Origin of the sequence: Sphingobacterium rhinopitheci (assembly GCF_022627575.1) — a bacterium.
In the GTDB taxonomy this organism is placed as follows: Bacteria; Bacteroidota; Bacteroidia; order Sphingobacteriales; family Sphingobacteriaceae; genus Sphingobacterium; species Sphingobacterium rhinopitheci.
Genome location: NZ_JADEYQ010000008.1, coordinates 109,080 through 122,638, shown reverse-complemented (window position 1 = coordinate 122,638; position 13,559 = coordinate 109,080). Strand labels below are relative to the sequence as shown.

The following is a 13,559-nucleotide window of genomic DNA, read 5'->3' as shown; positions in this document are numbered from 1 at the left end:
CGAGTTATCTAATCTTCTAAATTATCGTTTATTTTGATAATCGTTATCGGATTTGATGTTGCAAAGATAGACACAGAAATGATATCTCAAAAACATTTTTCAAAAAAAAACGAATTAATTATTCAATTATACTGATATGCAGGTAAATAATTTTTATATAAATTTTATAGATTAGGTATCTAAACAATTCATTTATATTTGAAACATCAAATATTTATAAAAATGAGGTTAAAAAACTTACTAGCTATTGCACTAATTATAGGCTCCTCCTACTCTACCCAAGGACAGGAAAAGGAAAATTTTGTTAAAAAAATCGCGAAAAAAGTTTTTTCTTCAGATTCTAGTAATAATCGCAGCAGCAGTTTTATGGCACTTCCCGCTGTTGCATACGCCCAAGAAACAGGGTTTGAATACGGCATTGCTAGCACTTACAATTTCTACTTAGACAAAAATGACATCAATAGTAAGACATCAAACATCAATCTGATAGCAACATTAACAACGAAAAGTCAAAAAAAAATCAATATTACATCAGATATATGGACTAAAAACAACGAATATCATATATTGACAGATATTAGATTACGAGATTGGCCATTCAACTACTACGGTATAGGTAACGACACCTGGCAAAAAGATCAAGATAATATTGAACAGACACTATATAGAATAAAGGTAGACGTTGAGAAAAAAATCACTAAAAAACTTTACATTGGATTAAACACCAACTACGACAATTACAAATTTAAAGATCTAGAGCCTGGAGGGATATATGACATTAGCAATATTATAGGTAAAGAAGGAGGGCAATTTTTAGCATTTGGTGCATCTGCATTATATGATAGTAGGGATGTAACTACATACAGTAGTAAAGGGTTTTATGGAAGACTTAAATATGCATATTCTCCTAATATATTTGGTAAGGAAAATTTTATCGGCTCTCTGACAGAAGTAGATTTAAGAGGATACTACCCAATTCAGGAGAAACTTATAATTGCAGCTCAAGGCGTATATAGAGGCACATTTGGTAAAAATACACCAATATACGTTATGCGCGACTTAGGTGGCGATATGACGATGAGAGGATATTATTTAGGCCGTTATAAAGATAACAATTATATAACAGCACAAGCAGAGCTACGTTATAGATTCCATCCGCGACTAGGTGTTGTAGGATTTTTAGGTACGGGATCAACATTTTCAAAAACACAATCTCCACGCCTTGTTCCTTCCTATGGCTTAGGAGGGAGATATTTCTTCAGCTTGGAGCATAAAACAAGTATACGGCTAGATTACGCATTTGGCGAGAAGAGACCTGGAGAACAACGTCAATCTGGATTCTATTTAAGTCTAAGCGAATCTTTTTAATATTTAGCGTATGGAAATCGAAGCTTAAAATTTTCTTTAGGTTGTTCCTTACGGAAAATTATTATCCCAAAATAAAAAAGATCAATAGTTACTACGATTGTTTGGTCAGCTTTTAAAGCTGACCATTTTTGCTTAGCGGCATTATCAGTGTATATATTTTTAAGGATAAGAACAGGTATATTCATATACAACTCTAGGATAGCTTCCAATGTATACTCGGTTATATCCACTTGAACAATCGCCTCAGGATAAGTAAGATTTAACTCTTTTCCTAAATATAAAGATATCTCAAGAATCAGCGCATCTACCTTATCCATACCCCCATTTATATATTGTCCCATATCAGGGGATTTATAAATCACTTCATCAGCTAATTTATATACAAAGGGAGAATGCGTCCCATGTCTACTATTAGAAGATAAATAATGCCACACTCGATCATACAGATAACGCATATTGCAAAAATAGTGAAATATTAAGAATCAAAAATCAGATTATTATTAATAAAAATTATTACGTTATTCATATTTAAAAAAAAATCGTATTTTGAACTATGAAGAGTAATGAATTCAAAGCATTAGTTTCCTTATTAGACGATCCAGACAACGCTATATTTCATCACGTGAAACAGCAGTTAATAAGCTATGGACCTGAATCAATACCATATTTAGAAGAATATTGGGAGACCTCGTTCGATCCACTTTCTCAAAATAGAGTTGAAAACATAATTCACAAAATTCAATTTGATCAAATACAGAATGAAATACAACTGTGGGCATTACAAAATCAAGAAGATTTACTAGAAGGACTTTTGATCGTTAATAGATATCAATATCCCAACCTTGATGAAAATAAAATTCAGCTTCAAATAGCTGAATTACGGAGAAATGTATGGTTTGAACTGATATACGAGATGAGACCAATAGAAAAAATAAAACTCTTAAACAATATAATATTCAGGGAATTTGGCCTTTCGGGAAATACGACCAATTACCATGACCCTAACAACTCTTATATCTCTTCTGTATTAGAAACAAAAAAAGGAAATCCGATATCATTAGCATGTATATACAGTATTGTAGCACAAAAATTAGACATCCCAATCTATGGAATAAACCTTCCTAAACACTTTATTGTGGCTTATATGGATGAATTAAATTTACAACCTCTTTTTTACCTAAATACCTTTAATAAGGGACAAATCATGAAACACGAAGATATATATTCTTTTCTTCAACAACTAAACCTTCCGAAAAAGGAGGAATATCTGTTACCCTGTTCTAACATTGAAATCATCAAACGCGTACTCCGTAATTTAATGACAGCTTATGATAATTTGGACAACAGAAATAAGAAGGAAGAAATAAATATCCTTCTAAAATTACTTGATGGCACTAATTAATCCATTAAAAAACAGTAGGTGCCCTAGAATCTAATGATAAAGAAACTGGCGATCTACCAAATAAATTTATTTGCTGATTAGGTGTTACATCACCTTCATCTGTGATCAGAAATCTAAAAACTAATTTGGCTATTGGGTCGGCTACATAGATAAATTTACCATCGACACGTGTATCAATAGCTACATCCAACGGCTGTTTTAATCCTGCAGAGGTAATAATTCTATCTGGTGTAATAATGCCAGAGCTGGTATATTGAGAGAACTTCGTAAAAATCATTACTCGGCCTTTACTTGAATTCCCCTCTCCTTCGTAATCTGTTACTACCAATATGTCATTAGCTTTGGAATAGGATAAGCCCCTAACATTTTTAGCGCCAGCTATAGTTAAATCAAATCTAGCGTAATCCTTCAATATTGAGTCGGCTCTATTTTCTACAAATTTAGAGGTCAAATTTTTATATACTACAATACCATTTGTCGCAGATGGCTTATTAACATTAGCAAAAGAACTCACAAAGACATCCCTTTCAGAAATATTAATGCCCCAAGGATTATAATCTAAAAGCATATGAAAACGAGGATTAACAATCCTACTGGATCCTTTAGAAGTCGGTTTATCTATAACAGATAGACTGTCCGCATTAAGCATAAGTAAGAAATTCTCGCTTAGTGTACCTGAATTTACGATGGTGTAACCAAGACCCTTTACGTTGTTAAAATTTCTATTCCCCAATTTCCCTGTATTACGCAATACCCCAGTATTACTAACTGTCATCATTTGCACTGCTGTATCTATATATACAGGTGAATTTTGACTACCTTGAAAAATTAAGCCGTTAGAAAATGGCGTATAATGGATAAATCTTCCACCACGAGCAGAAGAAGTGAACGCATATATAGAATCAATATTAGCTGGAGGAAAGACACTAGAATCAGCTGGTGAAATAACAAAAACATTATTATAATTATTACCACTACTACCGTCATAATCAGAAGTAGATACATACAATCTAGAAATCGCCTTACTTGTTACAGTAGGCTCATCATCGTCACGTACACAAGCAAAAAAACAAGATACAATGGAAAGTACGATCAAAAACAAAGGAAACTTCTTCATAATGTTCAAAATATAATATTTAACACAAATGTATAAAAAATAAAGGCTAACAATTACACGTAATAAAGAATCAATTTGTTACTTGAAGACAAATTTAACTTTTACAAGTCCATAGTTTTACGTAAAATTGCAGTTGGAATAACAAAATAATGGAAGGCAATAAAGAATTAGTTAGAGAAAAGTTAACATTACCTAGTCAAGGTAAAAAGCTACTTTTGCATTCATGTTGTGCTCCATGTTCAGGCGAAGTAATGGAAGCTATTATAGCTTCGGGTATAGATTTTACGATTTATTTTTACAATCCTAACATCCATCCACGAAAAGAATATGACATTCGTAAGGACGAAAACATTCGTTTTGCAGAAAAACACAATATTCCTTTCATCGATGCTGACTACGATGTAGATCATTGGTTTGACCTTGCTAAAGGCATGGAACATGAGCCTGAAAAAGGCATCCGTTGTACGATGTGTTTTGATATGCGATTCGAAAAAACAGCCGAATATGCTGCTAAAAACGGCTTTGATGTTATCTCAAGTTCACTAGGTATATCACGCTGGAAAAACATGGAACAGATCAACGACTGCGGTTTACGTGCTGCTTCCCGTCATCCGAACATGGAATATTGGACTTTTAATTGGCGTAAAAAAGGAGGCGCAGCACGCATGTTGGAAATCAGTAAAAAGGAGAAATTCTATATGCAAGAGTACTGTGGCTGTGCATATTCACTAAGAGACACGAACAAATGGCGTATGGCTAATAATCGTGAAAAAATAGAATTAGGCACAAAATATTACGGTGACGAAGAATAATTTATTTAACAAAATAATTGCATCCTTCAATTTAAAATATTAATTTTGCAGGCTCAAATACAAGATTGTGAAGTATCTTAAAAAATATAAAATACCATTTTCAGGCTTAACAGCCGGAAAGCATAATTTTGAATTTGAAATTGATGACAAGTTCTTTGACTGCTTTGAGCACTCATTAGTAAAAAAAGGAAATCTACTAGCAAAAGTATCTTTGCAAAAGCAAGAGAACATGTTAGTTGTTAACTTTGACATTAATGGATATATACAATTATCTTGTGATGTATGTCTATCTGATTTCAATTCATCAACACATTTTCAGGAACGAATTATCGTAAAATTCGTAAACGAAGAATGGGACGAGGAGACAGAAGAAGTAATCGTCTTGAGTAAGACAGATTACGAGTTAGATATAGCTACATTACTGTATGAGTATATCAATGTACAAGTCCCTATCTATGCCAAGTGCAGCGAACAGGGATCGGGCATAGGTTGTGATCCAGAAATGTTATCACACATAAGCATAGAAGAATCGACATCAACAGAAGAAGAAAGAATTGACCCTCGTTGGGACGCTTTAAAGAATATTAAAAACAATTAAAAAACATATACGAGATGGCACATCCAAAACGTAAGACTTCGAAATCAAGAAGAGACAAGAGAAGAACACACTACAAAGCAGTAAGACCTACTTTAGCTGTATGTAAAGAAACAGGAGCTGTACACGTACCTCACAAAGCGTACGAAGTAGATGGTAACTTATTCTACAACGGTAAGTTAATTATCGAAAACACAGCGACTGTCTAAGAAATATCTTTAATTTAAAACACCCCAAATAGCACATTTTTTATATTTCGCTTTAATTTGGGGTGTTTTTTGCGTATTATTGACTTAGAAAAATAATAACGGATGAAGATTGGTTTAGACGTTTTAGGAGGCGATTATGCTCCTAATTCTACGATACTTGGAGCTATTGAAGCCCAGAAAGTTCTGAAAAGCGATCAGCGTATCGTTCTTCTCGGAGACGAGGAAGAGAACAAAAAAAGAATAGAAGAGGCTGGTGTAGACATATCGTTATTTGATTATGTTCATGCTCCAGAAAATATTTCTATGAACGAACATCCTACAAAAGCGATCACGCAGAAGCCTAATTCTAGTGTAGCTAAAGGATTTGACTTGTTAAAAAAAGGTGAAATAGATTCTTTCGCATCTGCAGGTAATACTGGAGCAATGCTTGTTGGTGCTATGTTTAGTGTAAAAACTATTCCTGGCGTAATTAGACCAGCTATTGCAACAAATGTACCAAAATTAAAAAGTGGCTTTGGTATCCTCTTGGATGTCGGTGCAAATGCAGATTGTAAACCAGAGATGCTTAATCAATTTGCTATTTTAGGGAGTTTATATTCGCAATATGTATATGGCGTAGATAATCCCAAAGTAGGTTTGGTTAATATCGGTGAAGAGGAAGAAAAAGGTAATTTACTAACTATCTCTACCTACCCTTTATTGAAAGAGAATACAAAGATTAATTTCATTGGCAATGCTGAGGGACGTGATTTATTTTCAGATCATGCTGATGTTTTTGTATGTGATGGATTCACAGGGAATGTAGTATTAAAACTGGCGGAAACATTCTATGTAGTTACCCTAAAGAAAGGATTTAAAGATGAATTCTTCGATAGATTTAATTATGAACGTTACGGCGGAAGTCCAATTTTAGGGGTCAATGCTCCCGTAATAATTGGTCATGGTATATCCACTCCTGAAGCTATCAAAAATATGATTCTATTATCTAAGGATATGATTGAATCTAAATTTATAGATAAAATAAAATCTGCTTTTAACTAACACAATATATGTCTAAAATTCATGCTGCAATAACAGCGGTAAACGGTTATGTTCCAGATTATATTCTTACGAATAAAGAACTGGAAACAATGGTTGACACTAATGATGAATGGATTGTTTCTCGTACCGGTATTAAAGAGCGCCGTATATTAAAAGGCGAGGGATTAGCGACTTCAGATTTAGCTGTTCCTGCTGTAAAAGGCTTATTAGAAAAGAGAGGCATTTCTGCTGAAGAAATTGAACTAATTATTTTTTGCACAAGTACACCAGACATGTTATTTCCAGCTACCGCTAATATATTAGCGCACAAAGTTGGCGCAGTAAATGCATGGGGCTATGATCTCCAAGCAGCTTGTTCTGGTTTTTTATTTGGCTTAACAACAGGCGCTCAGTTTATCGAATCCGGTAAGCATAAGAAAGTCTTAGTTGTTGGTGCTGATAAAATGTCATCTGTTGTAAATTACACTGATAGAAATACGTGTATTTTATTTGGTGATGGCTGTGGGGTAGTTTTACTAGAGCCTAATACGGAAGGAAACGGTCTACAAGATTCCATCTTAAAAACAGATGGTAGTGGTGGTCAATTTTTGAATATTCAAGGAGGAGGATCCTTGCATCCGGCTTCACACGAGAGTGTTGATGCGGGTCTACACTATGCATACCAAGAAGGACGCACGGTTTTCAAATTTGCGGTTACGAATATGGCAAATGTTGCTGCAGAAGTAATGGAGCGCAATAATTTGACATCAGAAGACGTTACATGGTTGGTTCCTCATCAAGCGAACAAGCGAATTATTGATGCTACAGCAGAAAGAGCTGGTGTACCTGAAGAAAAGGTAATGGTAAATATCCATAAATATGGTAACACAACAAGTGCCACAATTCCGATGTGTTTGTGGGAGTGGGAAAATCAACTTAAAAAAGGCGATAATTTAATATTAGCAGCTTTTGGTGGCGGATTTACTTGGGGTTCTGTATACTTAAAATGGGCTTACTAATACGTTCAATTTTTGTATATTAACCACGATTTATAATAACATATTTTCAAACTTTAAAACCTACTACGATGAGTATGGACATTAAACAAATTCAAGACTTGATTAAGTTTGTTTCTAAATCAGGTGTGAATGAAGTCTCAATTGAAGAAAAAGATTTTAAAATAACAATAAAAACACAAGAGCCTACATATGTTACAGCTGCTATTCCTGCTGTAGCACCTATCGCTGCTCCTGTTGCTGCGCCAGCAGCGTCAACACCAGCTGCACCAGTTGCTGTAGAAAATGATGAGTCACATTTGATTACAATCAAATCACCAATGATCGGTACATTCTACCGTTCACCAGGTCCAGATAAAGCATCTTTCGTAAATGTTGGTGACGATGTAACACCAGGTAAAGTAATTTGTATCGTTGAGGCAATGAAATTATTTAACGAAATCGAATCTGAAGTATCAGGTAAAATCGTTAAAATGTTAGTGAACGACGCTCAACCTGTTGAGTACGATCAACCATTATTCTTAGTTGATCCAAGATAATCTCTAGCTGCCTAAGGCAGCTATTTGAGTTTATAAACAGCAGTTTATTACAATTGCACAATAGGTTAATCAAGTCATTCATTATGTTCAAAAAAATATTAATAGCTAATAGAGGAGAGATCGCTCTACGTATCATCCGCACCTGTCGCGAGATGGGCATTAAGAGTGTAGCAGTTTACTCTACTGCAGATAGAGATAGTTTGCATGTACGTTTTGCAGACGAAGCTGTTTGCATAGGTCCTCCAGCAAGTAAAGATTCTTATTTAAATATCCCTAATATAATTGCGGCAGCAGAATTAACAAATGCTGATGCCATACACCCAGGATATGGCTTTTTATCAGAAAACGCTAAATTTTCGGCAATATGTGCAGAATATGGCATCAAATTTATTGGTGCTACAGCAGATCAGATTGAAAGAATGGGTGATAAAGCTTCTGCTAAGGAAACGATGAAAAAAGCCGGTGTACCTACTGTTCCAGGATCACAAGGGTTAATACCTGATGTAAAAACTGGTATTGCTTTAGCTAAAGAAATCGGTTATCCGGTAATTATTAAAGCTACTGCCGGCGGTGGTGGTAGAGGAATGCGTATTATCTGGAAAGATGAAGAATTCGAGTCAAATTGGGATTCAGCACGTCAAGAATCTGCTGCAGCCTTTGGGAACGATGGTATCTACTTAGAGAAATATGTCGAAGAACCTCGTCACATTGAAATCCAAGTAATAGGTGATCAATATGGAAAGGTATGTCACTTATCTGAGCGTGATTGTTCAATCCAACGTCGTCATCAAAAGCTTATTGAAGAAGCTCCATCACCATTTATCACGCCTGAATTGCGTGCCAAAATGGGTGAGGCTGCTATCAAAGGAGCTTCAGCAGTAAATTATGAAGGAGCTGGAACAATTGAATTTTTAGTTGACAAGCATCGTAATTTCTACTTCATGGAGATGAATACACGTATCCAAGTGGAGCACCCTGTTACAGAAGAAGTAATTAATTTTGATTTAATTAAAGAACAGATTAAAGTTGCTGCAGGAATTCCTATATCAGGCAAAAGCTACGAACCTACGATGCACGCCATCGAATGTCGTATCAATGCAGAGGATCCGTTCAATAACTTCCGTCCTTCACCAGGAAAAATCACGAATTTCCATTCTCCAGGAGGCCATGGTGTACGTGTAGATACACACGTATATGCGGGATATACAATTCCTTCAAATTATGACTCTATGATAGCGAAATTAATTTGTACAGCTCAAACTCGTGAAGAAGCTATCAATACGATGGACCGTGCTTTAAGTGAATTTGTGATTGAAGGTGTAAAAACAACTATACCTTTACACATACGTTTAATGCGTGATCCAAACTTTAGAGCAGGTAATTTTACAACAAAATTTATGGAAACTTTTGACCTTTCGGAATATCCAGGAGAGGAAGCGTAAAATTTTTGTTTACATTGTATAAAAAATACCATTCTTATCTATAAGAATGGTATTTTTGTTTACTATATCCTTATAATTATATGTCTAGTCAAAAACTAATTAAAGCAATAAAAGATAAAGGGAAAAGCTTAGAGGCAGAAATGTCATTCTTTGAACATCTAGAAATTCTTAGGTGGCATATTATCCGTTCAGTGCTCGCTATTATTGTGTTCGCCATATTAGCATTTTCATTTTATGATTTTGTATTTGATGTCATTATAATGGGACCAAAGAATTTAGACTTTTGGACCTATCGCATGATGTGCAAAGCTGGTGAAATACTTAATATAAATGATTTTTGTGTAACAAAAATTCCATTTAACTTAATCAGTACAGAGTTAACAGGACAATTTATGTTACAGATAAATTCTTGCCTATTATTAGCATTAGCGATGGGCTTCCCCTACCTTCTGTTTGAGATATGGTTATTTATTAAACCTGCATTATCTGAGATAGAGCGCAAATCTGCCCGAGGCTTTGTTTTTTACGCTACATTATTATTTGCTTTAGGTGCACTATTTGGTTACTATATTGTGGTACCATTATCTATTAACTTCTTAGCAAATGTATCCCTTAACATAGAGATTGTAAATCAAATTACAATTGACAATTATCTATCAACAATAGCGACATTAACAATAGGCTGTGGTATTGTATTTTTATTACCAATTTTGATTTTTATTCTATCGAAATTGGGATTAATGACACCTGCATTCCTTAAAGCAAGTCGTTCATATGCTGCTGTAATAATTTTGATATTAGCCGCAGTAATTACTCCATCAGCAGATATAATTACGATGTTAACAGTAGCAGCACCAATGTTTATTTTATATGAGATAAGTATTATGGTATCTGCAAATGTGAAAAAAAAGAAAGATATTAAAGAAAAAGAATTTTACAATAAATAGAATAAATATTATGAAAATCGCTATCGGAAGTGATCATGCTGGAGTAGATTACAAAGCAGAATTAATCACTTTCATTGAAACATTAGGTCATGAATTACAAGATTTTGGTCCTGCAAATACAGACTCTGTAGATTATCCTGATTTTGCTCACCCTGTTGCTTCATCTGTTGAAAATGGTGAAAATACATTAGGTATTTTAATTTGTGGCTCAGCAAATGGTGTAGCTATCACAGCAAATAAACATCAAGGTATCAGAGCTGCTATCGCATGGTTGGAAGAAATTGCAGCTTTAGCACGTCAACATAATGATGCCAATATCATTTGTATACCTGCAAGATTTATAGATTTAGATTTGGCTAAAAAAATTGCTGCTACTTTCATATCTACTGAATTCGAAGGTGGTAGACATGCTAATAGAGTAAACAAAATTGCTTGTAACTAATCAAAACTATTATTTACATCTCATGAAGAAATTATTTTCAATTCTATTATTATTACCCATTGCCTATAGTTGCTCATTTGCACAAGTACCATCAAAATATTCTAATTTAATCACTGAAGAATCGTCAGAAAAACATTTGACGATACTAGCGAGTAGAGAATACGCGGGTAGAGGTACCGGTCAAGAAGGAGGCCTTAAAGCAGCAAACTATATTGCTGAACAATTTAAGACATACGGCTTAAAACCTGTAGTTGATGGCAATAGTTATTTTCAACAAGTAAAATTGTTGAAAACAGGCTATGATGTAGCTAATTTTGCGATAGGTACACAACAGTATGTCTATGGAAAAGATTTCTATGTACAAGGGGATAATCAATTTCAAAATTTTAAGGCCAATGATATCCTCTTTGTAGGTTATGGTATTCAAGATGATAAATACAATGAGCTCAAAGGAATCGATATCAAAGGTAAGGTTGTTCTTATCATCAATGATGGTGAGCCTACAGATAGTAATGGTAACTCATTGATATCGGGTACTGCAACCAAATCAACGTGGACTACCAATAGATTTCAGCGTATTCAAGAGTTAATTAAACTACAACCTAAAGTTATCTTGTCAACAAGTAGCCAAGTAGCAGAATTAATTACGCGTGCTAAAGGTCGACTAACAGGTAGTAGGTTCAAAATCGATAATGGTACAACTACAAGTGCTAAAGAGCAAAGCGCTCCTGTAGTAAATATTACAGAAGAAGTAGCAAACACTATCCTTGCTTCTTTAAACACATCAGTAAGTACTTATAAAGCACAAGCAGCAACTAAAATACAAGCTTCACAAACTATTCCTTTGGCATTCGATGCACAGATGGGATTAAAAGAAGAGAAAATTGAAGTGCCTAATGTTTTAGGATTATTAGAAGGAAGTACTAAGAAAGATGAAGTAGTCGTTGTATCTGGTCACTATGATCATGATGGTATCCTCCCAGATGGTACATTCTTCCCTGGTGCTGATGATAATGGGTCAGGAACCGTAGCGGTAATAGAGCTAGCTAGAGCATTTTCGCAAGCTAAAAAAGAAGGTAAAGGACCGAAAAGAAGTATTCTTTTCATAGGTCTTGCCGCTGAAGAAAAAGGATTGTTAGGTTCGGACTATTATGTGGAACACCCTATCTTACCTTTAGCAAATACAGTCGCTTGTATCAATATCGATATGATAGGTCGTATCGACGACAAACATTTGAATGGTGATCACAATTATATACATGTGATTGGCGTGAACAAATTAAGTACAGATCTGAAGCCTATCGTTGAGAAAGCGAATAAAGATATCAAGACAAAATTGGATTACGACTACAATGATCCCAATGAGCCTATGCGATTATACTACCGCTCTGATCATTATAACTTTGCTAAAAAAGGTATTCCTTCATTATTCTTCTTCTCGGGCTTACACCCTCACTACCATACACCAGAAGATACTGTAGACAAAATAGACTTCCCGATGATGGTGAAAAGAGAAAAACTAATATTCAATACCATTTGGGAACTAGCAAATAGACCTAATAAACCAAAAGTAGACTTATCACTTGAGGATGCTAAAGGTTCAGGTAGATAGTTACAATTTAGTAATATTGATTAAATAAAAATAGTAAAGTCCAGTTATAAACATAACTGGACTTTTTTTGTTCTTATACCATAGGCATCTGCACCCAATACTACAAGAGCTTACAAAGTATTAAATAGAATTTAGCACCTACTACTTTTCAATGAAAAAAGACGAGATCTTTAAGGATATAGTAAACCAATACACAGCCATTCTATACAATAGAGCAAATTATCTACTCCAAGATAGTGATGAGGCGGAGGATATCGTACAAGACGTATTCTTGAGTGCTTATCAAGGATTTGATAATTATCAAGGGCGATCCAATACAAAAACATGGCTAATGGGAATTCTAAAAAATAAAGTAGCTGACTACTACCGCAAAAAGTACAAACAAGGAACCTCCATTAGCTTATCACATTTTTTTGATGAAGATGGCACTTGGAAGCAAGACCATGCGCTTAAAGAATGGCGTGATGACGAAAAATCTTTATTTGATGATCTAGATTTTAAAAGAATATTTGACCATTGCATAGACAGATTACCAGCCAAATGGAGTATTCCATTCAAGATGTATTACTTAGATAATAAAAAAACTGATCTACTTAGTCAGGAATTAGGATTATCAACGACCAATATATGGAAAATACTCCAACGTGGGCGTTTACAATTGAAAGAATGCTTAGAACAAAATTGGTTTAACAAATAGTAGGAAAGCAGATTATGATAAAACGAATTATACATAAACTATTATTATCGTGTCAAGAAGCTACATTACTCCTCGAATTGAAAGGAGCTAATCAGATAAGCGTATTCCAAAATATACGTCTAAGTCTTCACTTGACCATATGCAGCATATGTAGAATATATAAACAAAAGAGTTACGTTATAAACAAATACTTTGAAGATAAAATACACGATGAGGCGATAGATAATCAGGCAACAATAGAACGATTAAAAGAGAAAATAAACCGCAGCCTATCTGCTAATAAGTAAAAGAATAAAACTGATGTATAAAATAAATAGCGGATAATAAAATTATTTTTTGTC

General features: G+C 34.4%; 16 protein-coding genes. 14 read left to right on the top strand and 2 right to left on the bottom strand.

From position 1 onward, the window contains the following. Positions 1 to 222: 222 nt before the first annotated feature. Entirely contained in the window at positions 223 to 1,368 is a 1,146-nt protein-coding gene (locus IP023_RS10115) for an outer membrane protein assembly factor (RefSeq protein ID WP_241790162.1), read from the top strand. Here the strand turns inward: IP023_RS10115 and IP023_RS10110 are convergent. Further along, positions 1,365 to 1,823, bottom strand: coding sequence for a hypothetical protein (locus tag IP023_RS10110; protein WP_241790161.1), 459 nt, complete (start codon positions 1,821 to 1,823; stop codon positions 1,365 to 1,367). The two genes, IP023_RS10115 and IP023_RS10110, sit on opposite strands and share 4 nt — an antisense overlap. Before the next feature lie 98 nt (positions 1,824 to 1,921). On the opposite strand from IP023_RS10110, the gene IP023_RS10105 reads away from it, so the two are divergent. After that, a complete protein-coding gene (locus IP023_RS10105) occupies positions 1,922 to 2,770 on the top strand; it encodes a transglutaminase-like domain-containing protein (RefSeq protein ID WP_241790160.1) in 849 nt (282 codons plus the stop codon). Between the two features lie 4 nt (positions 2,771 to 2,774). Here the strand turns inward: IP023_RS10105 and IP023_RS10100 are convergent, their stop codons facing one another. Next, positions 2,775 to 3,887, bottom strand: coding sequence for a hypothetical protein (locus tag IP023_RS10100; RefSeq protein WP_241790159.1), 1,113 nt, complete (start codon positions 3,885 to 3,887; stop codon positions 2,775 to 2,777). A 149-nt stretch (positions 3,888 to 4,036) separates the two neighbouring features. Between IP023_RS10100 and IP023_RS10095 the strand changes: the two genes are divergently transcribed. The 12 genes from IP023_RS10095 to IP023_RS10040 all read left to right on the top strand — a co-directional run bounded on the left by IP023_RS10095 (position 4,037) and on the right by IP023_RS10040 (position 13,505). Continuing rightward, positions 4,037 to 4,699, top strand: a complete 663-nt coding sequence (locus IP023_RS10095; RefSeq protein WP_241790158.1) for an epoxyqueuosine reductase QueH — start codon at positions 4,037 to 4,039, stop codon at positions 4,697 to 4,699. Positions 4,700 to 4,766: 67 nt separating this feature from the next. Continuing rightward, positions 4,767 to 5,297, top strand: coding sequence for a YceD family protein (locus IP023_RS10090; protein WP_241790157.1), 531 nt, complete (start codon positions 4,767 to 4,769; stop codon positions 5,295 to 5,297). A gap of 14 nt (positions 5,298 to 5,311) precedes the next feature. Continuing rightward, positions 5,312 to 5,503 (top strand): 50S ribosomal protein L32, encoded by a 192-nt coding sequence (gene rpmF, locus IP023_RS10085; protein ID WP_241790156.1) that lies wholly within the window; start codon positions 5,312 to 5,314, stop codon positions 5,501 to 5,503. A gap of 102 nt (positions 5,504 to 5,605) precedes the next feature. Continuing rightward, positions 5,606 to 6,544, top strand: a complete 939-nt coding sequence (plsX, locus tag IP023_RS10080) for a phosphate acyltransferase PlsX (protein WP_241790155.1) — start codon at positions 5,606 to 5,608, stop codon at positions 6,542 to 6,544. A gap of 8 nt (positions 6,545 to 6,552) precedes the next feature. Then, entirely contained in the window at positions 6,553 to 7,542 is a 990-nt protein-coding gene (locus IP023_RS10075) for a beta-ketoacyl-ACP synthase III (RefSeq protein WP_241790154.1), read from the top strand. A gap of 68 nt (positions 7,543 to 7,610) precedes the next feature. After that, positions 7,611 to 8,078, top strand: a complete 468-nt coding sequence (gene accB / locus IP023_RS10070) for an acetyl-CoA carboxylase biotin carboxyl carrier protein (RefSeq protein ID WP_241790153.1) — start codon at positions 7,611 to 7,613, stop codon at positions 8,076 to 8,078. 83 nt (positions 8,079 to 8,161) lie between these two features. Beyond that, entirely contained in the window at positions 8,162 to 9,520 is a 1,359-nt protein-coding gene (gene accC / locus IP023_RS10065) for an acetyl-CoA carboxylase biotin carboxylase subunit (protein WP_241790152.1), read from the top strand. Positions 9,521 to 9,600: 80 nt separating this feature from the next. Continuing rightward, on the top strand, positions 9,601 to 10,467 hold the full coding sequence (gene tatC, locus IP023_RS10060) for a twin-arginine translocase subunit TatC (protein ID WP_241790151.1): 867 nt from the start codon (positions 9,601 to 9,603) through the stop codon (positions 10,465 to 10,467). Positions 10,468 to 10,477: 10 nt separating this feature from the next. Further along, the gene (gene rpiB / locus IP023_RS10055; RefSeq protein ID WP_241790150.1) at positions 10,478 to 10,909 is read left to right on the top strand and encodes a ribose 5-phosphate isomerase B; all 432 of its coding nucleotides are present in this window, start codon (positions 10,478 to 10,480) and stop codon (positions 10,907 to 10,909) included. A 22-nt stretch (positions 10,910 to 10,931) separates the two neighbouring features. After that, positions 10,932 to 12,521, top strand: coding sequence for a M28 family peptidase (locus IP023_RS10050; RefSeq protein ID WP_241790149.1), 1,590 nt, complete (start codon positions 10,932 to 10,934; stop codon positions 12,519 to 12,521). A gap of 151 nt (positions 12,522 to 12,672) precedes the next feature. Further along, on the top strand, positions 12,673 to 13,218 hold the full coding sequence (locus IP023_RS10045; RefSeq protein WP_241790148.1) for a sigma-70 family RNA polymerase sigma factor: 546 nt from the start codon (positions 12,673 to 12,675) through the stop codon (positions 13,216 to 13,218). Between the two features lie 14 nt (positions 13,219 to 13,232). Then, positions 13,233 to 13,505, top strand: coding sequence for a hypothetical protein (locus tag IP023_RS10040; protein ID WP_241790147.1), 273 nt, complete (start codon positions 13,233 to 13,235; stop codon positions 13,503 to 13,505). Positions 13,506 to 13,559: the final 54 nt, after the last annotated feature.